General features: G+C 68.9%; 20 protein-coding genes. 3 read left to right on the forward strand and 17 right to left on the reverse strand.

Annotation, left to right across the window (positions count from 1 at the left end; translation table 11 throughout):
* Positions 1-270: 270 nt before the first annotated feature.
* Both AC3AP7_RS24335 and AC3AP7_RS24340 read left to right on the forward strand, forming a co-directional pair.
* Positions 271-1,278 carry an ABC transporter substrate-binding protein gene (locus AC3AP7_RS24335; protein ID WP_487365002.1) on the forward strand — a complete coding sequence of 336 codons (1,008 nt, stop codon included), beginning with the start codon at positions 271-273 and terminating at the stop codon, positions 1,276-1,278.
* Between the two features lie 211 nt (positions 1,279-1,489).
* Positions 1,490-3,169 carry a GMC family oxidoreductase gene (locus AC3AP7_RS24340; protein ID WP_487362866.1) on the forward strand — a complete coding sequence of 560 codons (1,680 nt, stop codon included), beginning with the start codon at positions 1,490-1,492 and terminating at the stop codon, positions 3,167-3,169.
* A 32-nt stretch (positions 3,170-3,201) separates the two neighbouring features.
* On the opposite strand, the gene AC3AP7_RS24345 is transcribed toward AC3AP7_RS24340, so the two are convergent.
* The 6 genes from AC3AP7_RS24345 to AC3AP7_RS24370 form a co-directional block, all read right to left on the reverse strand.
* Positions 3,202-4,629 (reverse strand): aldehyde dehydrogenase family protein, encoded by a 1,428-nt coding sequence (locus tag AC3AP7_RS24345; RefSeq protein WP_487362867.1) that lies wholly within the window; start codon positions 4,627-4,629, stop codon positions 3,202-3,204.
* 42 nt (positions 4,630-4,671) lie between these two features.
* Positions 4,672-5,400: an ABC transporter permease gene (locus AC3AP7_RS24350; protein ID WP_487365003.1), complete on the reverse strand. Its 729-nt coding sequence runs from the start codon at positions 5,398-5,400 to the stop codon at positions 4,672-4,674.
* A gap of 104 nt (positions 5,401-5,504) precedes the next feature.
* Positions 5,505-6,416, reverse strand: a complete 912-nt coding sequence (locus tag AC3AP7_RS24355; RefSeq protein WP_487362868.1) for an ABC transporter permease — start codon at positions 6,414-6,416, stop codon at positions 5,505-5,507.
* Complete coding sequence (locus tag AC3AP7_RS24360; RefSeq protein WP_487362869.1) at positions 6,413-7,744, reverse strand: NAD(P)/FAD-dependent oxidoreductase; 1,332 nt, start codon at positions 7,742-7,744, stop codon at positions 6,413-6,415. The genes AC3AP7_RS24355 and AC3AP7_RS24360 overlap by 4 nt, the downstream gene beginning before the upstream one ends.
* Positions 7,745-7,746: 2 nt before the next feature.
* Entirely contained in the window at positions 7,747-8,457 is a 711-nt protein-coding gene (locus tag AC3AP7_RS24365; RefSeq protein ID WP_487362870.1) for an HAD-IA family hydrolase, read from the reverse strand.
* A 73-nt stretch (positions 8,458-8,530) separates the two neighbouring features.
* Positions 8,531-9,607 carry an ABC transporter ATP-binding protein gene (locus AC3AP7_RS24370; protein ID WP_487362871.1) on the reverse strand — a complete coding sequence of 359 codons (1,077 nt, stop codon included), beginning with the start codon at positions 9,605-9,607 and terminating at the stop codon, positions 8,531-8,533.
* Between the two features lie 101 nt (positions 9,608-9,708).
* On the opposite strand from AC3AP7_RS24370, the gene AC3AP7_RS24375 reads away from it, so the two are divergent.
* Positions 9,709-10,680, forward strand: a complete 972-nt coding sequence (locus AC3AP7_RS24375) for a LysR family transcriptional regulator (RefSeq protein WP_487362872.1) — start codon at positions 9,709-9,711, stop codon at positions 10,678-10,680.
* 176 nt (positions 10,681-10,856) lie between these two features.
* Here AC3AP7_RS24375 and AC3AP7_RS24380 read toward each other — a convergent pair whose 3' ends face one another.
* The 11 genes from AC3AP7_RS24380 to AC3AP7_RS24430 form a co-directional block, all read right to left on the reverse strand.
* Positions 10,857-12,008: a porin gene (locus AC3AP7_RS24380; RefSeq protein ID WP_487362873.1), complete on the reverse strand. Its 1,152-nt coding sequence runs from the start codon at positions 12,006-12,008 to the stop codon at positions 10,857-10,859.
* Between the two features lie 447 nt (positions 12,009-12,455).
* Positions 12,456-12,806 carry a helix-turn-helix domain-containing protein gene (locus AC3AP7_RS24385; protein WP_487362874.1) on the reverse strand — a complete coding sequence of 117 codons (351 nt, stop codon included), beginning with the start codon at positions 12,804-12,806 and terminating at the stop codon, positions 12,456-12,458.
* On the reverse strand, positions 12,803-13,975 hold the full coding sequence (locus AC3AP7_RS24390; RefSeq protein ID WP_487362875.1) for an NAD(P)/FAD-dependent oxidoreductase: 1,173 nt from the start codon (positions 13,973-13,975) through the stop codon (positions 12,803-12,805). Before AC3AP7_RS24390 ends, AC3AP7_RS24385 begins: the two co-directional genes overlap by 4 nt.
* Positions 13,972-15,429 carry an FAD/NAD(P)-dependent oxidoreductase gene (locus AC3AP7_RS24395; protein ID WP_487362876.1) on the reverse strand — a complete coding sequence of 486 codons (1,458 nt, stop codon included), beginning with the start codon at positions 15,427-15,429 and terminating at the stop codon, positions 13,972-13,974. The genes AC3AP7_RS24390 and AC3AP7_RS24395 overlap by 4 nt, the downstream gene beginning before the upstream one ends.
* Positions 15,408-15,728 (reverse strand): (2Fe-2S)-binding protein, encoded by a 321-nt coding sequence (locus tag AC3AP7_RS24400; RefSeq protein WP_487362877.1) that lies wholly within the window; start codon positions 15,726-15,728, stop codon positions 15,408-15,410. Before AC3AP7_RS24400 ends, AC3AP7_RS24395 begins: the two co-directional genes overlap by 22 nt.
* Positions 15,725-17,563: an ABC transporter ATP-binding protein gene (locus tag AC3AP7_RS24405; RefSeq protein ID WP_487362878.1), complete on the reverse strand. Its 1,839-nt coding sequence runs from the start codon at positions 17,561-17,563 to the stop codon at positions 15,725-15,727. The genes AC3AP7_RS24400 and AC3AP7_RS24405 overlap by 4 nt, the downstream gene beginning before the upstream one ends.
* Positions 17,560-18,531, reverse strand: a complete 972-nt coding sequence (locus tag AC3AP7_RS24410; protein ID WP_487362879.1) for an ABC transporter permease — start codon at positions 18,529-18,531, stop codon at positions 17,560-17,562. The genes AC3AP7_RS24405 and AC3AP7_RS24410 overlap by 4 nt, the downstream gene beginning before the upstream one ends.
* A complete protein-coding gene (locus tag AC3AP7_RS24415) occupies positions 18,528-19,484 on the reverse strand; it encodes an ABC transporter permease (RefSeq protein ID WP_487362880.1) in 957 nt (318 codons plus the stop codon). The genes AC3AP7_RS24410 and AC3AP7_RS24415 overlap by 4 nt, the downstream gene beginning before the upstream one ends.
* Positions 19,485-19,563: 79 nt before the next feature.
* A complete protein-coding gene (locus AC3AP7_RS24420) occupies positions 19,564-21,177 on the reverse strand; it encodes an ABC transporter substrate-binding protein (RefSeq protein ID WP_487362881.1) in 1,614 nt (537 codons plus the stop codon).
* Positions 21,178-21,246: 69 nt separating this feature from the next.
* Entirely contained in the window at positions 21,247-22,533 is a 1,287-nt protein-coding gene (locus AC3AP7_RS24425; RefSeq protein WP_487362882.1) for an NAD(P)/FAD-dependent oxidoreductase, read from the reverse strand.
* Positions 22,534-22,576: 43 nt separating this feature from the next.
* Entirely contained in the window at positions 22,577-23,245 is a 669-nt protein-coding gene (locus AC3AP7_RS24430) for a haloacid dehalogenase type II (RefSeq protein WP_487362883.1), read from the reverse strand.
* Between the last annotated feature and the right edge of the window lie 59 nt (positions 23,246-23,304).

The raw sequence follows: 23,304 nt of genomic DNA on the forward strand, positions 1-23,304 counted from the left end.
CCGCACGCCGCGCGCATCGTCGCGCGCGCGATGCGCGTGCGCCATAACCTGCTGTCATGGCTGCTCCAACAATTGCGGTGTTGCTGGGCCCATATTGACTCACTATATTGCCAGTCAACCCCCGCGCTATCCGGCTTGCGGCCTCTGGCTTCCGGCTTCGGGCGGCACGCTCGGCGGTAGCACCACGCATCACCACGAAGACGTTCAGCACTTCAACCGTGTCGAGGAAAAGCCGTGATTACCCTATCGAGGTTATACCCGGTCGCCCTGATGCTTGCATTCGGCGCCGCCAGTTCATCCGCTCTTGCCGCAGGGCAAATCACGTTCGTCTCGCAAGGCGGCGTCTACCAGGAAGCGCAGACCAAGGCGATCCTGGATCCCGCCGCGAAGATGCTCGGGATCACGATCAACCAGGACAGCATCCCGGATGCGTGGCCGCAGATCAAGGCGCAGTTCGCCACCGGCAAGCCGATCTGGGACGTCGTCGACACGCCGACCTCGAACTGCCTGCGCGGCGGCCGCGAGGGAATGATCGAGAAGCTCGACTTCTCGAAGATTCCGAACGCGGCAGCCATGCCGGAGAAGTACCGCACCCCGTGGTCGGTCGCGTACGAGTTCTACTCGACGGTGATCGCGTATAACAAGAAGACGCTGAAGAAAGTGCCGCACAGCTGGAAAGACTTCTGGGACGTGAAGGACTTCCCCGGCACGCGCGCGCTGCGCAACGACCCGCAGACGGTGCTCGAAGCGGCGCTGATGGCCGACGGCGTGCCGCGCGACAAGCTCTATCCGCTCGACGTCGACCGCGCATACAAGAAGCTGCAGCAGATCAAGCCGTACATCACCGTCTGGTGGACCTCGGGCGGACAGTCCGCGCAGTTGCTGCACGACGGCGAGGTCGACATGGAGATGATCTGGAACGGGCGCGCGAGCGCCGTGCGCAAGGACAACCCGGACATCGACTTCACGTTCAACGACGGCATCCTGCAGAACACGCAGCTGTGCATCCTGAAGAACGCGCCGAATCTCGCCAACGCGGTTCGCTTCATCAACGCGGCCGAGTCGCCCGACCTGCAAGCCAACCTGCCGCTTTACATCGACTACGGTCCGGGCAATCCTGCCGCGTTCAAGACCGGCAAGATCAGCGCGCAGCGCGCGGCCGAACTGCCCAGCTCGCCGCAGAACGCCGCGCAGCAGGCACTGCTGTCCGAGGAGTGGTGGGCGTCGCCCGCCGGCATCCAGGCGCGGGCCCGCTGGCTGAAGTTCATGCAGCAATGACGCACGCAGCGCCGGCCCTCCCGCCGGCGCCGCTTTGCTGCTTTGCTGCTTTGCTGCTTTGCTGCTTTGCTGCATCGCTGCATCGCTGCATCGCTGCATAGCGGTATCGCTGCATAGCGGTATCGCACACCCTCGCCCGCGAGCCGCTCGCGCGTGCTGTCCTGCTTGCCTTCCTTTGCGAACCAACCCTCGCCTGCCCAACGTGAGCGACGTGACCGACTATCTGATTCTCGGCGGCGGCTCGGCGGGCTGCGTGCTTGCCGCGCGGCTGTCCGAAGATCCGCGCGCCCGCGTCTGCCTGATCGAAGCCGGACGCGACCTGTCGCACGCGACGATGCCCGCGGAAATCCGCAGCCGCTATCCGGGACGCGCGTACCTCGACGCCCGCAATCTCTGGCAGCACCTGAGCGCGCGCATGAGCCGCCCCGCGACGCCGCGCCGCTACGAGCAGGCAAAGCTGCTCGGCGGCGGCTCCGCGATCAACGCGCTGATGGCCAATCGCGGCGCGCCCGCCGATTACGACGAGTGGGAAGCGCTCGGCGCGCGCGGCTGGAACTGGCAAAGCTGTTTGCCCTATTTCATCAAGCTCGAAACCGACTGCGATTTCAGCGGTCCGCTGCACGGCGCGAGCGGACCGCTGCGGATCCAGCGCGCGTCATGGGCGCGGCTCTCGCCGTTCGTGCGCGGCGTGCTCGCAACCTTGCAGCGCGAGGGCCACCCGCTGCGCGACGACCAGAACGGGCCGTGGCAGGACGGCACGTTCGTCGGCGCGATTGCGGTCAGCGACGAGGGCGAGCGCATCCCGACCTCGGTCTGCTATCTCGACGACACGGTGCGCGCACGGCCGAACCTGCGCATCCGCACCGGCTGCACCGTGACCACGCTGCTGTTCGACGGCCGGCGCACCACCGGCGCGCGCCTCCTGCGCGACGACGGCACGCAGGAGGACGTCCACGCGGCCCGCGTGATCGTGTCGTCGGGCGCGATTCACAGCGCCGCACTGCTGCTGCGCAGCGGCATCGGGCCCGCGCGCGCGCTGGCCGAACTCGGCATCGCGCCGGTGGCGGACCGGCCGGGCGTCGGACGCAACCTGATGGAGCATCCGTCGATTGCGGTCTCCGCGTTCCTGCCGCGCCGCGCGCGCACCCCGTTTCCGCACGAGCATCACGAACAGGCGGTCGTGCGCTTCTCGTCGGGCCTGCCCGGCACGGCGGCCGGCGACATGCATGGCGCGATCCTGTCGCGCTCCGGCTGGCACGCGCTCGGCTACCGCATCGGCACGCTGTTTTTCTGGGTCAACAAGTCGTATTCGCGCGGCCGCGTGACGCTCGCCACGCCGCACGCCGCCGACGAGCCCCAGGTCGATTTCGACATGCTGTCCGATCCGCGCGATCTCGAACGGCTCAAGCAGGCGCTGCGCTTCGGCGCGCAAACGCTCGCGTCGCCGGCGATGGCCGCGCTCTGCGATACCGTGTTCCCGTCGAGCTACTCGCCGCGCGTCGCCGCAGTGGCCGTGCCCGGCGCGTGGAATGCGCTGCGCCGCGGCGCGTTGAGCGCGCTGCTCGACAGCGCCGGCCCGCTGCGCGGCGCGCTGATCCGGCGCGTCGTCACGCAGGGCGTATCGATCGAGGCGCTCGTCGCCGACGAGCGCGCGCTGACCGGCTTCGTCACGCGCGCGGTGGGCGGCACGTGGCATCCGGGCGGCACCTGCCGGATGGGCGCCCCCGACGATCCGCTCGCGGTGACCGACGCGCGCGGCGCGGTCTACGGCGTCGAGCGCCTGTCGGTGTGCGATGCGTCGCTGATGCCGTCGATTCCGTGCGCCAACACGAACGTGCCGACCATCATGATCGCCGAGCGCATCGCCGATCTGCTGCGGCACGCGCCGTGATCATTCTGATTCGTCGTCCTTACGAACCGTATTTACGAACCGTATCCGACGATCGCCTTGACTTCGAGAAACGCTTCCAGTCCCCACTCGCCGTATTCGCGGCCATTGCCGGACTGACCGTAGCCGCCGAACGGCGCGGCCGGATCCCACGCCGGATAGTTCAGGTACACGCTGCCCGCGCGCAGGCGAGCCGCGACCCGCCGCGCGCGCTCGCGCTCGCGCGACTGCACGCAGGCGGCGAGACCGAACGGCGTGCCGTTGGCGATCGCGATGGCCTGTTCCTCGTCGTCGTACGGGATGATCGACAGCACCGGGCCGAAGATTTCCTCGCGCGCGATCGTCATCGACGGGCTGACGTTCGCGAACACGGTCGGCTTCACGTAGTAGCCGCGCGCGAGCCCGTCGGGCCGGCCCAGGCCGCCGGCCACGCAGCGCGCGCCCTCTTCGAGGCCGATGCCGATCAGCCGCTGCACGTGCGCGAACTGCTTCGCGTTCACGACCGGACCCATCGTCGTGCCTTCGGCATCCGCCGGGCCGACCCGGTGCGCGTGCGCCGCGTCGCGCGCGAGCGCCGCGACCTCGTCGTGCCGCGCCGCCGGCACCAGCATGCGCGTCGGCGCATTGCACGACTGGCCGCTGTTGCTGAAGCACGCGTTCACGCCCGCCTTCACCGCCGCACGGAAGTCGGCGTCGTCGAGCAGCAGGTTCGCCGACTTGCCGCCGAGCTCCTGATGCACGCGCTTGACGCTCGGCGCCGCGAGGCGCGCGATCTCGATGCCCGCGCGCGTCGAACCGGTGAACGACACCATCGCGACGTCCGGGTGCGCGCACAGCGCGGCGCCGACGGTCGGACCGTCGCCGTGCACGAGGTTGAACACGCCAGGCGGCACGCCCGCCTCGTCGACGATCTGCGCGAATAGCGCGGCATTCAGCGGCGACACCTCGCTCGGCTTGAGCACCATCGTGCAGCCGGCCGCGAGCGCCGGCGCGACCTTGCAGACGATCTGGTTGATCGGCCAGTTCCACGGCGTGATCAGCGCGACGACGCCGACCGGCTCGTGCGTGACGAGCGTCGTGCCGTTACTGCGCTGCCACGCGAACGTTTCGCTCGCCCGCAGCACCTGCTCCAGATGACGCCGGCCGAGCCCCGCCTGCCACGTCTGCGCGAGCGGCAGCGGCGCGCCGATTTCGCGCGAAATCACCTGCGCCATCTCGTCGTAATGCGCGAGATAGCGCTCGAGCACGCGGCGGATCAGCGCGAGGCGTTCGGCAAGCGACGTGCGCGAAAACGACGCGAACGCGCGCTGCGCGGCACCGACCGCGCGCGCGACGTCGTCGGCCGTGCCTAGCGCCACTTCGGCGAACGGCGTCGCGGTACAGGGGTCGATCACCGGCAGCCGGCCGCTGCCGGACGGCGCCACCCACGCGCCGTCGATGTAGTGTTGCAGTGCACTGCGCATGCAGTCTCCGTTGGTGTGGCCCGGTCGCGCGCGGCGCGCCGCTCAGGATCGCGCCGCCGCGCGGCGGCGGCTCAGCGTGACGATCAGCACGAGGCACAGCGTCAGCGCGGTCAGCATCGTGCTGATCGCGGCAATGGTCGGATCGATCTCGTCGCGCAGCGTGACGAACATGCGGCGCGTGAGCGTCTGGTTCGCGCCGCCGGAAATGAACAGCGCCACGACGGTCTCGTCGAGCGCCTGGATGAACACGAACACCGCGCCCGACACGACGCTCGCGCGAATCTGCGGCAGCGTCACCGCGAGGAACGCGCGCAGCCGGTTCATGCCGAGGCTGCGCGCCACCATCTCCTGGGTCGCGTCGAAGGTGCGCAGGTCCGCACCCACGGTGATCAGCACGTAGGGCAGGCCGAGCATCGTATCGGCGACGATCAGCCCGGTCAGCGTGTTCACGTAGCCGAGCCGCGTGAACACGAAAAACACGCCGACCGCGACGATGATGATCGGCACCATCAGCGGCAGCATCAGCAATGTGCGCAGATAGCGCATCGACCGGTGCGCGCCGTGCTGCAGCGCATACGCGGCCGCGACGCCGAGCGGCGTGGCGAGCAGCGCGGCGCTCAGCGACACGGTGAGCGTGGTTTTCGCGGCCTCGATCCAGCCGCTGTCGCCGAAGAACGCGTCATACCAGCGCAGCGAGTAGCCCGGCGGCGGAAACGTCATGAAGCGCGTATCGGAGAACGACAGCGGCACGACGATCACGATCGGCAGCATCAGGAACACGAGAATCAGCGCGACGAGCACGCCGAGCGCGAGGCGCGCCGGCGCGAGCCGCGGACGATGCGCGCCGGGCAGCGGCAGGCGTTGGGCAAGTGGCGTCATTTCGTCCCCAGGGTCTTTTCGAGCGGAATGAAGCGGCTGGCGATCCAGAAGATCGCGAACACGCACAGCAGCAGCGCGACGCTGACCGCGCTCGCCGCACCCCAGCTGTTGTAGATGTCGACGTCGCTGCTCACGACCATCGACACCATGATCGAACGCCCGCCGCCCATCAGTTCCGGCGTGATGTAGAAGCCGAGACACAGCACGAACACGAGCGTGACGCCCGCGACGACGCCGCTCAGCGACAACGGCAGGAACACGCGCCAGAACACGTGCAGCGGCGAGCCGCCGAGGCTCGCGCCCGCCTGCGTGAGATTCTGCGGAATCTTCTGCATGGCCGAGTAAAGCGGCAGCACCATGAACGGCAACAGGATGTGCACCATCGCGATCACGGTGCCGAGCGCGTTATACGAAAGCTGCAGCGGATGGTCGATCAGCCCGAGCGAGAGCAGCGTCTTGTTGACGATACCGGTGCGCTGCAGCAGCACGAGCCACGCGTAGGTGCGCACGAGCACGCTGGTCCAGAACGGCAGGATCACGAGCCCCAGAATCAGCGTCGCGCGCCGCGGCGGCAACGAGGCCGCGAAGTACGCGACCGGATAGCCGAGCAGCAGCGTCACCGCGGTGACGATGAAGCTCAGCTTGAAGGTCTCGGTGAAGGTGTCGAGATAGGCCGGCGAAAAAATCCGCTGGTAGTTCACGAGCGTGAACGCGCCGCCCTGCCAGATCGACTGCCACGCCAGCCACGCGAGCGGCGCGACGAGCAGCACCACGACGACGGCGAGCGCCGGCGCGAGGAGCAGCAACATCGCCCGGTCCTCGCGGCGCCGGTACTGCACCGACGGGTCGGCCGCGGCCGCGTGAAGCGCCGCGTGATCGTCGAAGGTACGCTTTGCTGTCGTCATCATGCTCCCACCGCATCGAGAAACTGATACCAGCCGGCCACGAGCCGCACGCCCGGTGCACGCAGCGCGCGCCACGGCACCGGCTTCAGGCCGTCCTGCGCGAGCAGCGCGAGTTCGGGCCGCTCGCCGAGCGCAAGCGCCGCCGCATGCTGACCGACGAGGCTCGCCATCGCCACGCCCGCGCCGTTGTAGCCGACGCAGAAGGTGGTCGCGTCGTCGCTGCGGCCGACGTGCGGCAGCGCGTTGAACGTCATGCCGACATAACCCGACCACTGATACTCGACGAGCACGTCCGCGAGCACCGGAAAGAGCGCGACCATCGCCCGGCGCAGCGCGTCGAAGCCGCCGGTTTCGCCTTCCTTGCCGAACGCGTCGCGCCCGCCGAACAGCACGCGGCCATCGGCCTTGCGAAACCACTTCATCATGCGGCGCGTTTCCGTGTAGCTGCGCCGCGCCACCATCAACTGCGCGTCGAGTTCGGCCGGCAAGCGCGCGGTCGCGATGATCGCGCTGCGAAACGGCACGAGCTCGCGCTCGTATGGCGCGGTCGCGCGCGTGAGCCCCGAGTACGCATTGGTCGCGACGATCACCTGACGCGCGCGCACGGTGCCGCCCGGCGCTTGCAGCGTGACGCCCCCCGCCCCACGCCCGATCGTGACGACCGGCGTCGACGCGTAGATCGGCACGCCGCGCGCGGTGAGCCCGCGCGCGAGGCCCAGCACGTATTCGAGCGGCAGGATGGTGCCGGCATCGGCGCTCAGCACGCCGCCGACAAAACCGTCCGAACCGGTTTCGTGCGCAACCTGTGCGCGCGACTGCACGCTCATCGACGCATCGCCGAGCGCGCTGCGCACCCACTCCGCTTCCGCGCGGATCGCCGCGAACGCCCGCTCGGTATGCGCGCAGCGCAGGCTCCCGGTCTTCTCGAAGCCCGCGCGCGCAAGGTCATAGGTATCGATGAGCGACTCCACCGTGTGCACGCCGTCATGCGCGAGCCGATGCATGCGTCTCGCGGTATCGAGATCGTGCATCCGGGCGATCGCCGGAAACGACAGCCGGAACTTCGACGACACGACCCCGCCGTTGCGCCCGCTCGCGCCCCAGCCGACCGGATTCGCGTCGAGCACCGCGCAGCTCACGCCGCGCTGCGCGAGCGCATGCGCGGCCGCGAGTCCCGAGTAGCCGGCGCCGACGATCGCGACCTCCACGGCGAGATCGCGTTCGAGCGGTCCGGCTTCGCACGCCCGCGCGTGCGGCAGCGGCGCGCGCGCCGCCATCGCGCGCCACAGCGACTCGGGCGGGGGCCGGTGCGCAACGGTCGGCGCGAGCATCGTCAGGCCGCGCGCGCTTCGGCTTCGACCGCATCCGCGAGCGCCGCGAGCGTCGCGAAGCGGTACGTCGGCGTCGTCACGGCCTGCGGCTCGGGCGTCGCGCCGAAGCCCCGCAGGCCCTGGCGGCGCTCGATCCAGCAGGTCGCGTAGCCGAGTTTCGTCGCGATGCCGATGTCGTGATACTGGCTTTGCGCGGTATGCAGGATCTCGCCGAACTTGTAGCCGAACGCCGCCTGACGGCCGCGGTTATACGCGAAGAACTGCGGGTCGGGCTTCGCGACACCGGTCTCGTCGCAGCACACGGTGTCGTCGAACGGATCGCCGAGCGTATGCGCGTAGGCGGACAGCGCGACGCGGTCGGCGTTCGTCATCGCGACGAGGCGGTAGTGCCGGCGCAGCCGCTTGAGCGCGGCCACCGAATCGGCGAACGCGGGCCAGTCGAGCACGTCGCGCTGGAACGCGGCGGCCGACTGCGCGTCGTCGGGCAGCCCGAGCTCCTTCGCGAGCGACAGGTACACGTGCGCCATCATGTGGCTCGAACGGCCCGGATAGGTCGCGCGGCCGCGCATGTACGGCACGAAGATCTGGTCGTCGCTCAGGTCTTGCGCCCTGGCGCCGCCGAGCCGCCGCACGGACGCGAGCACGCCCGTTTCGAAATCGATCAGCGTGCCGACGACGTCGAACGTCAATACCTTGAAATCGGTGAGCTTCATTACATCATCCCTTTGCAGTTTGCGTGAATGGGCCGCACGGCGGGAACGCCCGTGCACAGGCGGACAAGCGGAGTCAGGCGGGTACCACGATCGTGTCCTCGGGCGCGAGCGCCACGGTCATCTGCGCGCCCGGCGCGGGGATGCGCCGGCGCGCGTCATGGCCGCCCGGCTGGCGCAGGCTGATCGGCGTGCCGTCGGCGAGCGCGGCGAACACGCGCAGGCTCTCGCCCTGGTACAGCACGTCGGTGACGCGGCAGGTCAGACGGTTTGCGCCGGCGCACGGATCGCCCGCGTCGATCACGAGCTTCTCGGTCTGCACCGCGAGCAGCAGACGCTCGCCGCGCGGCAGCGGATGTGCGGTGCGCAGCACCGTCTCGCCGAGGCGCACCGCGTCGTCGCCCGCGCGGCGCACGTCGAGCAGCGTCGCCTCGCCGATGAAGCTCGCGACGAACGCGTCGCACGGCCGGTCGTAGAGCCGCTCGGGCGTATCGATCTGCACGAGGCGGCCGTCCTTCAGCACCGCGACGCGGTCGCTCATCGTCAGCGCCTCGCGCTGGTCGTGCGTGACGTTGATGATCGTCGCGCCCAGTTGCCGGTGCAGCCGGCGCAGCTCGATCTGCATCGTTTCGCGCAGCTGCTTGTCGAGAGCGGACAGCGGCTCGTCCATCAGGATCAGTTGCGGCTCGAAGACGATGGCCCGCGCGAGCGCGACGCGCTGCCGCTGACCGCCCGAGAGCTCGCTGATGCGGCGCTGCTCGTAGCCCGCGAGTTCGACCATCGCGAGCGCATCCGCCACCTTGCGCGCCCAGCCGGCCTTCGGCTCGCGCCGCGCGCGCAGCGCGAACGCGACGTTCTCGCCGACATTCATGTGAGGAAAGAGCGCGTAGTTCTGGAACACGATGCCGATCTCGCGCTTGTGCGGCGGCACGAATGTAATGTCCCGCTCGCCGACCCACACGCTGCCCGCACTCGGCTGCACGAAGCCGCCGAGAATGCCGAGCAGCGTCGTCTTGCCGGACCCGGACGGCCCCAGCAGCGACACGAACTCGCCCGGCGCGATCTCGAGCGAGACATCGTCCAGTGCGACCACCGGGCCGTAGTGCTTGGTTGCGGAGCGGATCGACACTCCCTTTTTCGCACGTGCATCCATTGCGTCTGTCTCGCTTGAAAAGGCTGCGTTGGGAAAAAATATACGGCGCTCCAATATTGACGGCAATTCCCAAATTGTTGGATCGGGCATAACATCAGGTCATGACGAACCTTCGCCGAAAACTGCCGAGCGCCAACGCGCTGTTCGTGTTCGAAGCAGCCGCGCGCTGCGGCAACTTTACGCGCGCCGCGCAGCAGCTCTACGTGAGCCAGCCCGCCGTGAGCCGCATGCTCGCGCGCATGGAAGACCACATCGGCGTGCGTCTGTTCGAGCGCGTGCATGGCGGCATCGAACTCACCGAAAACGGCCGGATCCTGTATCGCGCGATCTCCGACGGCTTTCAGGGAATCGAAAACGCAATCCGCGAAATCGAGGCGCGCGCGACCGGCGTCGAGTCGGTCACGCTGTCGGTGTCCACCGCGTTCACGACACACTGGCTGATGCCGCGCATGAGCCGGCTGCACCAGCTGTTTCCGAAAGTGGACCTGCGTTTTCAGCTGATCTCCGGGCGCCTGGGCGGTCCGCTGCACGACGTGGACCTCGGCATGCGCTTTTTGCACGACGGAGAAATCGACGAGAACGCGGCACTGCTGATGCCCGAAACGCTGCTGCCGGTCTGCAACGACCGTTACGACGAGCGCATGCGCGACGACGCGGGCCGCGAGCACGGCGACACGGTGATCGTGATGGACGACGAGGAAATCGGCTGGCACCAGCGCTTCACGTCGTTCGCGCAGCATGGGCGGCACGTCGCCGGGATGCTCGGCTTCAACGACTATGCGATCGTCGTGCAGGCCGCGCTGCTCGGCCAGGGCGTCGCGCTCGGCTGGCTGAGCGTCGTGTCGTACTGGCTCGCGCACGATGCGCTGCGCGCAGCGGAGGAAGAGGTGGTCGTGACGAATCGCCGCTGCTGTCTCGTCACGCCGGCGAACCGGCCGCTGAGGCCGATCGTCGCGGAAGTGCGCGCGTGGCTGATCGAGGAAATGCAGCAGGATCTGCGCGTGGTCGCACGCAAGTATCCGAAACTCGGCCTGCACGACATCTTCGCGCAGGCCGGCGTTCCGTTCGACTGAGCGGCGCGGCGTTTTCGGCTGGGTGGAACGGGCCGGGTTACCCCGGCCCGCGCGACGGCCGCATGGCCGCCGCACGGCGCGTAGCGCCTTGACGCCGTAGCGCCGTGACGCCGTGACGCCGTGACGCCGTAGCGCCGTAGCGCCGTAGCGCCGTAGCGCCGTAGCGCCGTAGCGCTTTAGAAATGGTGAATCATCGCGACGCGGTACACCACCTGGTTGGTCGTCGACGACGGACCCGCCGCCGCGAGCAGCTGCGCGTCGTCGAACTGCGTGCCCGTGTTCGCGCTGTCCACGTGCTGGTACGCCGCCTGCATGTACAGCGACGTGCGCGGGCTCACGTCATAGTCCAGCATCAGCGCCACCTGCTGCCACTTCGGGCTGTAGTTGCCCGCCGTCGTGTCCAGCTTGCCCAGCGTGTACGTGTACGACGCCCCCAGCCAGAAGTTCGGGCGGAAGTAGTACTGCCCGTTGATCTCGAAGTTGTCGAACTGCCACCCCGTCCAGCTGCCCCCGTTGGCCGGATCGATCGAGCCGCTCAGATACCCGTTGCCCGTCGGCGAGTCGATCTTCGTGTGCGAGTAGTCCACCGCCAGGAACAGCTTGCTCCACTTGTACGCCAGCGCCGCATCCAGGTTCTCCTGCGACGCCCCCGTGAACACCTGGTCGCCCGCCACCGCCCCCGCGCTGCCGTCGCCCGGATTGTCGATGTTCATGTACGCCAGCACCGCCGTCAGACCGCCGTACTGGTACTGCCCCGCCGCACTGACCAGCCGGTTGTCCGCGAAGCCCGTCGCATTGCTGAAGCCGTACATCGCCTCGCCGGTGAAGCCCGACAGCGTCGGCGACACGTACTTGATCGAGTTGTTCACCCGGAAATCCCAGTCCGTGTTGTCGTTGTCGAACGGCGTCGCGCCCACGTCGCCCGCCCAGTTGCCCGCCGCACTCACCGCGCTGAACATGTCGATGGTCGGATCGTACTGGCGACCGAACGTCACCGTGCCGTACTCCTTCGACGCCAGCCCCACGTACGCCTGGCGACCGAACATCCGGCCGTCCTGACCCAGCGCCCCGTTGCTCGCGTTAAAACCGTTTTCCAGCAGGAAGATCGCCGAGGTGCCGCCGCCCAGGTCCTCCGTGCCCTTCACCCCGAAGCGGCTGCCCACCACGTCGCCGCTCTGCACCTTCAGCACCGACCCCGAGCCCGCGTTGTTCGTGAAGTTCAGCCCCTCGTCCACCAGGCCGTACAGCGTCACGCTGCTCTGCGCGTACACGCTGCCGCCACATAGCAGCAGGGCCGGAATCGTCAGCATACGAAACAAGTTTTTCATAAGTCTTCCACATGGTTCAGTTCAAGGGTTCGAAAACCGGGACATGACCGTCTTGATCGCGGCGCATTGTTACCCCGTCTGGATGCGGCCTGCCATTTCAGTATTCCATTCAGCACACCGAATTATTCAGCTTGTTGAAATACATTCTTGCACTTGCTGCATCACGCATTTCCTGCTTTGAATTTATTTTTCCGAATCCCTCGAGTCCCGTGCCGAGGCCTGCGAATACGACGTGTGTGCGGGCCAGCCCGGTACTGCGTTCTACCTCGTCGGCGAGACTCTACCTCAACAAATTAATGAAAGGTCATCAAAAATGCGTCCGCTTTTTGCATGAATGAGACACGATATTGCGTCTTTCTCCAAATAGTGGTTAGGCGTTCGCGCGATATCGCACGCGATGCCATGCGTGCATCGCGTGCGCGGGCGGCGCATCGCGCGCCGCCTCGCTCACGCCACTTTCAGCGTGCGCGCCTTGCGCAGGAATGCGCTCGGCGTGAGGCCGCAAAAGCGCTTGAAATGCCGTGCGAGATGACTCTGGTCGAAGAAGCCGACCTCGGCCGCCACCACCGCGCCGGGCACGCCTGCGAGCAGCAGCGTCTGTGCGCGACGCACGCGCACGCGGCACAGATAGCGGTAAGGCGACAGGCCGACCTGCTCGCGAAACAGTGTCGCGAAGCGCGACACGCTGAGCGCCGACAGGTCGGCCAGTTCGGCGAGACTGACGGTCCTGTCGAAATTCGCTTCGATATAGGCCAGCGCATCGTCGAGCGGACGCGTCTGCACGTTCACGGTACTCATGACGACGCCTCGTGCAGCGTCGACGGTGCAGCGGCCGCCTGCGCCGCGTGCTGGAATCGCGCGATCGAAAACGGCGCGAGCGGAATATCGCTGTGGCCGGTATCGAGCAGTTCCGCCAGCGTCTCGCCGACGCCCGGCCCGATCTGAAAGCCCTGCCCGCTAAAGCCGAATGCGTAGAAGAGCCCGGCGGTCGTCGCGCTGGCGCCGATCACCGGCTCGGCATCGGGCAGATAGCCCTCGACGCCGCTCCACACGCGAATCACGTGCAGCGGCGCGAGCGCCGGCACGAGCCGGCGAAACTGCGCGCACTGCTGCACCGTGTTGTCCGGCAGCACGCCGGCGCGGCGCGTCGTTGCGTCAGCAGGCCCCGGCAGGCCGCCCCCCAGCACGATGTTGCCGCGCGGGATCTGCCTGAAGTACACGCTTTCCTCCTTGTGCGACGTGTACACGCCCATCGATTCGATGAAGCGGTATGGCACCGGCTCGGTCACCGCCATCTGCGGACCGCGCACCGCGAGCGGCACCGGCTCGCCGAACTGCGCGGACAGCGTCCCCGCCCACGCCCCCGCGCACACGAGCAGCTGCCCGGCACGCCACACGCGCCCCGCCGCGCTCTCGACCCGAAAGTCCGCGCCCTCTTTCTCGACGCGCACGATCTCGGTCTGCTCGACGATCTGCGCACCGAGCCGCGCCGCCGCGCGGCCGAACGCAGGCGCGGCGAGACGCGGATTCGCGTGGCCGTCGCGCGGCGAGATCGAAGCGGCCAGCACGTCGCGGCCGAGAAACGGAAAACGCCGGAACAGCGCCGCGCCTTCGAGCACGTCGAGATCGAGCCCGCACGCGCGCGCTTGCGCGGCATAGCGATGAAAATACTCGGCGTCGTGCGCGTGATAGCAGACTCGCGTATGCCCCGACGGCAGGAACTCGACGTCTTCGCCGAGCAGCGACTGCGCGCGATACCAGATGTCGAGCGCGCGATTGGACATCGCGAGTTGCGAGAGCGCGCGCCCCTGGCGCCGCACCCCGCCGAAGTTTACGCCGCTTGCCTGCTGTCCCGTCAATCCGCGTTCGAGCAGGATCACCGAGCGGCCCCTGCGGCGCAGAAAAAATGCGGCCGACGTCCCGACAATCCCGCCGCCGACCACGATGACATCCGCGCGATCACTCATTCGCTGCACTCCTGTGCACACCATGCGCCGCCCTCTGCCTCGTCCGGCGGCGCGCATCCGGCCGAGCCGGGCGCGGGCATCAACGCCATCGGCAACGGCTTCACCGGCGCCTGTCCACGCAGGCGCCCCACCTGTTCGAGCGGCACGCCCGTCGCCGCCGCGATCACTTCGGCGCCCGCATGCGCGCAGAAGCGTCCCTGGCAGCGGCCCATTCCGACGCGCGAGAACGCCTTCGCGCGATTCGCTTCGGTCGCGCCCATGTCGCGCGCGACATGCCGCAATTCGCCCGCGGTGATCATTTCGCAGCGGCACACGATCGTGTCGTCCGGCAACCCGCCGGCGAAGTGCGCAGGCCACGGAAACGCCGTGCGCAAGCCCTGCGCGAAACGCGTGTAGCGCGCCAGCTCGCCACGCAGCCGCGCGCACTGCTCGCCTGCGCCGGCACCCGCGAGCCCTGCGTCCTGCAGCACCGCGAGCGCCGCGAGACGCCCGGCGCGCTCGGCCGCGTCGGCGCCGCGCACGCGCGCGCCATCGCCCGCGAGATAGACGCCCGGCACCGACGAGCGGCCGTCCTGGTCGATCTGCGGCAGCCATTGCCGCGCGGCGGCGTCGAACGTGAACGCACAGCCGGCGAGATCGGCGAGCTGCGTCTCCGCGCGCAGGTGATAGCCGAGCGCCACCGCATCGCACGCGATATGCTGCTCGCGGCCGTCCGCGAGCGCGACGCGCACGCCGGTGACGCCGTGCTCCGGCGTGCCGTCGATCGCGAGCGGCGTCACGCCGCGATACACCGGCACGCGCGCGCGCCGCAGCACGCGCGCGAGCGCGATGCCCTTGCGCAGCGTCGCCGGCACCTGCAGCAGATCGGGCAGCGCGCGCACGCGCTGCCCGAACGTCGACGTATCGAGCACCGCGCTCACGGTCGCGCCCGCCTTCACGTACTGCGCGGCCACCAGATACAGCAGCGCGCCGGTGCCCATCATCACGGTGCGCGCACCGATCGCGCAGCCCTGCGATTTCAGCGCGACCTGCGCGCCGCCCAGGCTGTACGCGCCGGCCAGATGCCAGCCCGGCACCGGCATCAGCCGGTCCGTCGCGCCGCTGCAGACGACGAGCGCATCGAACGCAAGCGTCCGGTACTGCGTGCCGGTCGCGAGATGCAGCGTGTTCGGCCCGACGTTCCAGGCGAGCGTCTCGGGCAGATAGTCGATCCGCTCGCGCAACGCATCGAAGTCCCGATGCAGCGCGGCGGCGCGCGCGGCCTCGGTGCCGTACAGCGTGTCGTACGAGCGCCGGAAGCCGTCCGGCTGGCGACGATAGATCTGCCCGCCGTCACGCCGGCCTTCGTCGACGACCACCGGCCGCAGCCCCGCCTCGACGAGCGCCTGCGCGGCGCGCACGCCCGCCGGCCCGGCCCCGGCCACCACCACCTTCAGCGGCTCGCGCGCGGCCATAGCCCCTCCCCGGCTTGCGCCAGCCGCGTGACGATCGACATGCCGGGCGCGGCCGGCGTCGTGCACGCGCGCACCCGCTCGCCCTGCGCGGTCCATACCCAGCAGTCCTGACATGCGCCCATCAGGCAAAATCCCGCGCGCCGTCCGGCATCGAACTCCGAGTCGCGCAGCGCGTCCTGCGCGGCGAGCAGCGCGACCATCAGCGTGTCGCCTTCGGCCGCGCGCTCGACGCGGCCGTCGATCAGGATCTCGAAGGTGGGGCGTCCGGTTTCGGCGACCCTCACGAAACGTGCATTCATGCGGCCGCCCTCGCGGTGGATTGCAGCATCTGCAGCCTCTCCAGTTCGGCAGCCGGGTGGTGACACAGGATCTGCGCGCCGGACGGCAGCGTCTTCATCGCCGGCGGCGTGACGTTGCAGGTGCCGTCGATGCGCACCGTGCAGCGCGCGCGAAACGGACACAGTTCGCGCGCATCGCTCGACGGCCCGAGCGCCGGCAACGCGGCGCCCGTCATCGCGCGCCGCGAATCGAGCCAGCCCGGCTGCAGCGCCGGCACCGAATCGACCAGCAGCCCCGTGTACGGGTGATACGGCGGCGCGGCGAGCACGTCGCGCTGCCCCGCCTCGACGCACTGCCCCGCATACAGCACGACGACGTCGTCGCAGATCGTGCGCACCGTCGAGATGTCGTGGCTGATGAACAGATACGACACGCCGAGTTCGCGCCGCAGCTCGGCCAGCAGGTCGAGAATCGCGGCGCCCACCACGGTGTCGAGCGCGGACGTCACCTCGTCGCACAGGATCAGCGCCGGCTCGGCGGCCAGCGCACGCGCGAGATTCACGCGCTGCTTCTGCCCGCCCGACAGGCCGCCGGGCTGGCGCTGCGCGAGCGCGGCGGGCAGCTTCACGAGGTCCAGCAGTTCGAGCATGCGCCGGCGCGCGGCCGCGCCGCGCAGGCCGTGATAGAAGCGCATCGGCCGCGCCAGAATGTCCGCAATCGTATGGCTCGGATTGAGCGCGGTGTCGGCGTTCTGGAACACGATCTGGATGCGCCGGTACTGGTCCGGCGTGCGCGCGGACAGCGACGCGGGCAGCGGCTTGCCGTCGAGCAGCACGTCGCCGCGCGCGCGCTCGACCAGCCCCGCGACGACGCGCGCGAGCGTCGTCTTGCCCGAACCGGATTCGCCGATCACGCCGACCGCGCTGCCGCGGCCGATCTTCAGGCTCACGTCGCTCAGCACGCGCACCGCAGGCACGCCGTGCGCATCGATGCGTCCGTAGCCCGCGCTCAGATGCCGTACTTCGAGCAGCGGCACCTCGGCCGGCACGGGCGCGAGCGGCGGCCCGGCCTCGGGACGCCGGCGCGCGGCCAGCAGCGCGCGCGTATAGTCGTCGACGGGCGCATCGAGCACCTGCAGCGTGGCGCCGTTCTCGCGCACCGCTCCATTGTTCAGGACAACGATACGATCGGCCATCTGTGCGACCACGGCCAGATCGTGCGACACATAGACCGCCGTGGTGCCGAGTTCGCGCACGACCTTGCGAAACGCCGCGAGCACTTCGATCTGCGTGGTCACGTCGAGCGCGGTGGTCGGCTCGTCGAACACGACGACGGCGGGATCGGTGATCAGCGCCATCGCGGCCATCAGCCGCTGCAACTGGCCGCCCGACACCTGGTGCGGATAGCGCGCGCCGATCGTCTCCGGCGCCGGCAGCGCGAGCGCGCGGAACAGGCCGATCGCCTTCTCGCGCGCGGCCGCCGGCGTCATCAGCCGGTGCAGCAGCGCGGGCTCCGTCACCTGGTCCATGATCGTGCGCGCGGGATTGAAGCCGGCCGACGCGCTCTGTGCAACGTAAGCCACGGTGCGCGCGCGCAGCGCGCGGCGACCCGCTTCGTCGAGCGACAGCACGTCGGTGCCGCCGATCCGCACCGCGCCGCCCGCGATCGCACAGCCGCTGCGCGCATGGCCGAGCAGCGCGAGCGCAATCGTCGTCTTGCCCGAACCGGATTCGCCGATCAGCGCGAGCACCTCGCCCTTTTTCACGGTGAAATCGACGCCCCGGACGATCTCGACGACCGGCTCGGGCGCGCTGCCCGCGACGACGCGCAGGCCGGACACCTCGATCATGTTCATTTTCCGTCTCCGTGAGCGCGTCCGCTATGGCGGCGCAGGCTGTCGATCAGCAGGTTCACGCCGACCGTGAGCGTGGCGATCGCCACCGCGGGCACCAGCACCGCAGGCGCGCCTTGCGCGAGGCCGCCGATGTTCTCGCGCACGAGCGAGCCCCAGTCCGCGTTCGGCGGCTGCACGCCGAGGCCGAGAAAGCTCAGCCCGCTCAGCAGCAGCACGATGAACACGAAGCGCAGCCCGAAATCCGCGAGCATCGGATGGATCATGTTCGGCAGCACCTCGACGCGCGCGATGTAGAACAGCCGCTCGCCGCGCGCCCGCGCAACCTGGACGTATTCGAGCGTCATCAGGTTGATCGCGAGCGAGCGCGAGATGCGGAACGCGCCGGGGATGTACGCGAGCGCGGCCACCGCGATCAGCATCGGCACCGACGAGCCGAACGCCGCGATCGCGACGAGCGCGAGCACCTTGCTCGGAATCGAGATCAGCGCATCGAACAGCCGGCACAGGATCTCGTCGACCCAGCGGCCGGAGACCGCCGCGACGAGCCCGAACGCGGTGCCGATGCCGCTCGCGAGCACGGTCGCGGCGAGCGCGAGGCCGACCGTGTACTGCGTGCCGAACAGCACGCGGCTCAGCATGTCGCGGCCGAGAAAGTCGGTGCCGAGCAGGTGTGCGGCGCTGTACGTGCCGTAGATGTCGCCCGAGGTCAGCGCGCCGCCCTTGTACGGCGCCACGAGCGGGCCGATGAACGCGACGCCGAGCCAGAACACGACGATCGCGAGACCGATCAGGCCGAGCACGGACAGGCGGCTGACGAAGCGGCGCAGCGGACGACGCCGCGCGGGCGCGGCCGGCCGGGCGGCCTCGCCCGCCTCGCCGGCCGCGTCGGCGGGCACGGCGGGCCGCGCGTCGCCGTCGCCGGCGTCGTAGAGCACGGTCGTCGCATGGGAAGGAGCGGAGCGGATCATCGTTGACGCAGCCTCGGGTTGGAAACGATCTGACACAGGTCCGCGATCAGCACCAGCACCAGATATGCGGCGCAGAACACCATCACGCAGCCCTGCACGAGGGGCATGTCGCGGTTCGTCACGGCGTCGACCATCAGGCTCGCGAGACCCGGATAGTTGAAGATCGACTCGACGATCACGACGCCGCCGAACAGATAGGACAGACTGAGCGCGACCGCGTTGGCGATCGGGCCGATCGCGTTCGGCAGCACGTGACGCAGCACGACGCGCGCGGGCGACGCGCCCTTCAGCCGCGCCATCTCGACATAAGGCGCATTCAGCTGGTCGAGCACCGCCGCGCGCGTCATGCGCGCCATCTGCGCGACGATCACGCAGCACAGCGTCATCACCGGCATGGCGTAGATGCGCAGCAGCGTGCCGAACGAATCGACGTCGGACAGATACGACAGTGCGGGCAGCCAGCGCAGCTTCACCGCGAAGATCAGCACCGCGATGGTGGCAACGAGAAACTCGGGCACCGCCACGGCCGACAGCGTCAGCACGTTCAGCACGCGATCGAGCAGCGAGCCGCGAAACACCGCCGAGAAGATCCCGATGGCGAGCGCGAGCGGCACCGACACCAGCGTCGTGAGGGCGGCGAGCACCAGCGAGTTCGGCAGGCGCGTCGCGATCAGCTGGCTCACCGGCAGGTTGTTCGACAGCGACGTGCCGAAGCTGCCGGTCAGCGCGTGGCCGAGCCACTCGAAATAGCGCGTGAGCGCGGGCTGGTCGAGGCCGAACTGGTGGCGCAGCGCCGCCACCTGCGCGGGCGTGGCCGCCTGGCCGAGCGCCTGCTGCGCGGCGTCGCCGGGCAGCAGGCCGGTCATGGCGAACACGATAGCCGAGACGATCAGCAGCGTGAGCAGCGCGAGACCGAGCCGCGTGGCAATGAGTCGTGGCACATGGGCTTTCATCGGTTGTCGCCTCCTGTGATCCTGTGATGACGGCGCGCTCGCGCGCGCAGCCGGGCGCGCGGCCCGGGCCGCGCATGCATCAGGCGAGCCAGACGTGCTCGGCGAACGCGAAGCCCATCAGGCCGGCGATCGGGATCGAGCCGAGCCCCTGCAGCTTCGTGGTGTGCGCATCGAGCGAGCTGAGGAACATCGGAATGCCGATGCCGCCCTGCTCGTTCACGAGCACCTGCATGTCGCCGTAGATCTTCTTGCGCTTCGCTTCGTCGGGTTCGCCGCGCGCCGCGAGCAGCATCTGGTCGAACTGCGGACTCTTCCAGTTCGCCTCGTTCCACGGCGCGTCGGACTTGAAGAACTGCGTGAAGATCACGTCCGCGCTCGGGCGCGCATTGATGTTGCCGAACGTGAGCGGTTTCTTCATCCAGTAGTTCGACCAGTAGCCGTCCGACGGCTCGCGCGTCACCTGCAGGTTCAGGCCGGCTTGCGGCGCGAGCTGCTGCAGCAGCATCGCCATCTCGACCGAGCCGTCCGCGGTCGGCGATGCGAACACCTGCAGCGGCGTGCTGCCGAGGCCGGCTTTCCTGAAGTAGAACTTCGCCTTGTCCGGATCGAACTTGCGTTGCGGCAGCCCGGCGAAGAAATACTTGTTGGTCGGATCGATCGGCTGGTCGTTGCCGATCTCGCCATAACCGAGGAACACCGCGCTGCGCATCTGCTCGCGATCGAGCAGGTGCTTCAGGCCGAGACGGAAGTTGGTGTTGCCGGTGATGCCGCCTTCGTCGCGCATGATCAGATCGGTGTACTGACCGGTTTTCGTCTCGAGCACCGTGTAGCCGGGCGTGCCCTTGATGCGCGCGGTCGAGCGCGGGCTGATCGCGTTGATCAGCTGCACGTCGCCGGAGAGCAGCGCGTTCACGCGTGCGGACTCGTCGCCGATGCCGACCAGCTCGATCTCGTCGAGATGCGGCAGGCCCGGCTTCCAGTAATGCGCGTTGCGCGCGCCGACCGTGTTCACGCCGGGCGAGAAGCTCTTCAGCGTGAAGGGGCCGGTGCCGACCGCCGTCGCGAAGCTGGTGGTGCCGTCCTTGATGATCATGAAGTGCGCATCGGCGAGGATCACCGGCAGGTCCGCGTTCGCGCCCTGCAGCGTGATCGTCACCTCGTTCGGCCCGGTCGCCTTCACGTCCTTGAACTGGTCGGCGAGCGTCTTCACCTTCGAGGCCACCGCCGGATCCTTGTGGCGCATCAGCGAATAGACCACGTCCGCGGGCGTGAGCGCCTTGCCGTCATGGAACTGCACGCCGCTGCGCAGCTTCGCGACCCACACGGTCGCATCGCTCGTGTCGAGCGACTGCGCGAGCGCCATCTTCGCGCCGAGGTGCGAATCGTATTCGGTCAGCGCGTTGTAGAGCATGTTCATGCGCACGTAGTCGGTCGACACCGACGCCTTCGCCGGATCGAGCGTATCGGCCGCCGACGCGGACTGCGTGGCCACGCGGATCTTGCCGCCCTGCTTCGGCTGCGCCTGCGCGAACGCGCTGCCGCTTGCCGCGAGCAGTCCCGCGCCGGTCACCGACATCAGCCCGCCCGCGACCATCGCGCGCAGCAGATCGCGTCGCGAGGCGCCGGATCGGGTCAACTCGTCGGGCCTTGTGCCGGCATGAACCAGGTCTACGGGCGTGTGATCGTTGTTCATGAACTTCTCCGCGTCTGATGTGGGGAAAGGGGTGGCGGCCCGCACGTGTCGAAGCCGTCTGTTGTGTGCTTAATAAAAAACGTCTTTGATCTGGTAATACGCGCCGACGAGCGGCAAAAACCACGGCTTGCCGGTATGCCCCGGTATCGCCGGCCATGCGAAATCGCGCCACGGGTTGGCCGCGGCGTTGCCGCTCATCACGTCGGCCATCACCTGGCCCATGTGCGTCGACATCTGCGTGCCGTGGCCGCTGTAGCCCATCGAGTACCACACGCCGTCGTGCTGGCCGGCGCGCGGCAGCCGGTCGGCGGTGATGTCGACGAGCCCGCCCCAGCAGTAATCGATGCGCGCCTGCGCGAGCGCCGGAAACGTCTGCACGAGGTTGCGCTGCAGGATGCGTCCGCTGCGCGCATCGGACGGCTGCTCCGATGCGGTAAAGCGCGCGCGGCCGCCGAACAGCAGACGCGCGTCGGGCGTCACGCGGAAATAGTTGTGCATCAGCCGGCTCGTCGTGTACGAGCGGCGCATCGGCAGCAGTTGCGCGAGCAGCCCGGCCGGCAACGGCTCGGTGACGATGATGAACGAGCCGACCGGCGCGAGCCGGCGCCGGTACCAGCCGAACGGACCGTGCCGCGACGGTCCCGTCGCGATCAGCACCTGCTGCGCGTGCACGGCGCCGCGCGCGCAGTCCACGCGATAGCCGCCGCCCTCCTTCGCGATCGCCGTGACCGCCGCCTGCTCGTAGAGCTGCGCGCCGCGCCGCGCGGCCGCGCGGGCGAGCCCGTGCGCGAAGCGTCCCATGTGCATCTGGCCGCCATGCTTTTGCAGCAGGCCGCCGTGGAAGCTGTCCGAGGCGACCTCGCTGCGGATCCGGTCGCGGCCGATCACTTCGACGTCCGGGTCGACCTCGCGGCTGATCAGCTCGGCGGTGCGTTCGAGATGCGCGAGATGATGCGGCCTCGCCGCAAGCTTCAGCTTGCCCGACGCCACGTAATCGCATTCGATCTGCTCCTCGCGGATCAGGCGCTCGACCGTGTCGACCGCGGCCGCATACGCGCGATAGCAGCCCTGCGCGCGCTCGACGCCGAGCTGCGCGCGCAGCGCCGCATAGTCCTGCGCGACGCCCGTGTTGCACTGCCCGCCGTTGCGCCCCGACGCGCCGCCGCCGAGACGCCCCGCGTCGAGCACCGCCACGCTCGCGCCGCGCCGCCCGAACGCCAGCGCCGCCGACAGCCCGGTGAAGCCGCCGCCGACGATCGCGACATCGAAGCGCCCGGCGACCGGCCCCTCGCTCGCGAGCGAGCCGGGCTGGGCGGTGTCGAGGCCGGTGTCGAGCCAGTAGGAATCGAGCTTCATCGAAGGGTTCCGGTGCGGTGCGGGGCGGCGCGCGGGCGTGCGCTCACAGGCCGAGTTGCGTTGCGAGGTCGCCGATCGTGTCGACCTCGTAGTATTCGTAGTACGGCGTGCCCGGCTCGTGGCCGCGCTTGACGAACGCCTTGTGCCGCACCCCCATGTCGTGCGCGGTCATCAGGTCGTAGCGCAGGCTCGACGACACGTGCAGCACGTCGCCCGGATTGCAGTCGAGCTGGTCGAACATGTACTCGAAGCCCTGCATGCGCGGCTTGTACGACTGCGCCTGCTGCGCGGTGAACACGCGGTGGAACGGCGCGCCGAGCTGGTCGACGTTGCTCTGGATCTGGTCGTTCGACGCGTTCGACAGGATCACGAGGCGATACTTCTTCGCGAGCCGCGCGAGGCCCTCCGGCACGTCCGGGTGCGGCCCCCAGGTGGGCACCGCGAGGTAGAACTTTTCGGCTTCGGCCTCGACGAACTCGACGTTCATCCGCTTGCACGCGCGGCGCACCGCGTTCACGACCACGTCGCGATACGGCTTCCACGCGCCGAGCACCTCGTCGCGGCGGTACGCCGCGAAGAACGCGACGAATTGCTCGAGCTCCGCGCCGTGCAGGCGGTTGCCGTACATTTCGCGCGCCATGTCGGCCATGCGGAATTTCGTCAACGTGCCGTAGCAGTCAAACGTGATGTACTTCGGCTCGAAATCGATCATGATGACAATCCTTTCGTGTGGCGAACCCGTGCCGGGCTCAGTGGCGAAAACAGGAGAAG

The sequence above is a fragment of the Paraburkholderia sp. PAMB 6770 genome (genome assembly GCF_057748135.1).

What these genes read in the sequence shown, in the direction of transcription:
- AC3AP7_RS24335 (WP_487365002.1), top strand. Translation starts at nt 271, where the DNA reads ATGCTTGCATTCGGCGCCGCCAGTTCATCCGCTCTTGCCGCAGGGCAA.
- AC3AP7_RS24345 (WP_487362867.1), bottom strand. Translation starts at nt 4,629, where the DNA reads ATGCGCAGTGCACTGCAACACTACATCGACGGCGCGTGGGTGGCGCCG.
- AC3AP7_RS24350 (WP_487365003.1), bottom strand. Translation starts at nt 5,400, where the DNA reads ATGCTGCCGATCGTGATCGTCGTGCCGCTGTCGTTCTCCGATACGCGC.
- AC3AP7_RS24355 (WP_487362868.1), bottom strand. Translation starts at nt 6,416, where the DNA reads ATGATGACGACAGCAAAGCGTACCTTCGACGATCACGCGGCGCTTCAC.
- AC3AP7_RS24360 (WP_487362869.1), bottom strand. Translation starts at nt 7,744, where the DNA reads ATGCTCGCGCCGACCGTTGCGCACCGGCCCCCGCCCGAGTCGCTGTGG.
- AC3AP7_RS24365 (WP_487362870.1), bottom strand. Translation starts at nt 8,457, where the DNA reads ATGAAGCTCACCGATTTCAAGGTATTGACGTTCGACGTCGTCGGCACG.
- AC3AP7_RS24370 (WP_487362871.1), bottom strand. Translation starts at nt 9,607, where the DNA reads ATGGATGCACGTGCGAAAAAGGGAGTGTCGATCCGCTCCGCAACCAAG.
- AC3AP7_RS24375 (WP_487362872.1), top strand. Translation starts at nt 9,709, where the DNA reads ATGACGAACCTTCGCCGAAAACTGCCGAGCGCCAACGCGCTGTTCGTG.
- AC3AP7_RS24380 (WP_487362873.1), bottom strand. Translation starts at nt 12,008, where the DNA reads ATGAAAAACTTGTTTCGTATGCTGACGATTCCGGCCCTGCTGCTATGT.
- AC3AP7_RS24385 (WP_487362874.1), bottom strand. Translation starts at nt 12,806, where the DNA reads ATGAGTACCGTGAACGTGCAGACGCGTCCGCTCGACGATGCGCTGGCC.
- AC3AP7_RS24390 (WP_487362875.1), bottom strand. Translation starts at nt 13,975, where the DNA reads ATGAGTGATCGCGCGGATGTCATCGTGGTCGGCGGCGGGATTGTCGGG.
- AC3AP7_RS24395 (WP_487362876.1), bottom strand. Translation starts at nt 15,429, where the DNA reads ATGGCCGCGCGCGAGCCGCTGAAGGTGGTGGTGGCCGGGGCCGGGCCG.
- AC3AP7_RS24400 (WP_487362877.1), bottom strand. Translation starts at nt 15,728, where the DNA reads ATGAATGCACGTTTCGTGAGGGTCGCCGAAACCGGACGCCCCACCTTC.
- AC3AP7_RS24405 (WP_487362878.1), bottom strand. Translation starts at nt 17,563, where the DNA reads ATGAACATGATCGAGGTGTCCGGCCTGCGCGTCGTCGCGGGCAGCGCG.
- AC3AP7_RS24410 (WP_487362879.1), bottom strand. Translation starts at nt 18,531, where the DNA reads ATGATCCGCTCCGCTCCTTCCCATGCGACGACCGTGCTCTACGACGCC.
- AC3AP7_RS24415 (WP_487362880.1), bottom strand. Translation starts at nt 19,484, where the DNA reads ATGAAAGCCCATGTGCCACGACTCATTGCCACGCGGCTCGGTCTCGCG.
- AC3AP7_RS24420 (WP_487362881.1), bottom strand. Translation starts at nt 21,177, where the DNA reads ATGAACAACGATCACACGCCCGTAGACCTGGTTCATGCCGGCACAAGG.
- AC3AP7_RS24425 (WP_487362882.1), bottom strand. Translation starts at nt 22,533, where the DNA reads ATGAAGCTCGATTCCTACTGGCTCGACACCGGCCTCGACACCGCCCAG.
- AC3AP7_RS24430 (WP_487362883.1), bottom strand. Translation starts at nt 23,245, where the DNA reads ATGATCGATTTCGAGCCGAAGTACATCACGTTTGACTGCTACGGCACG.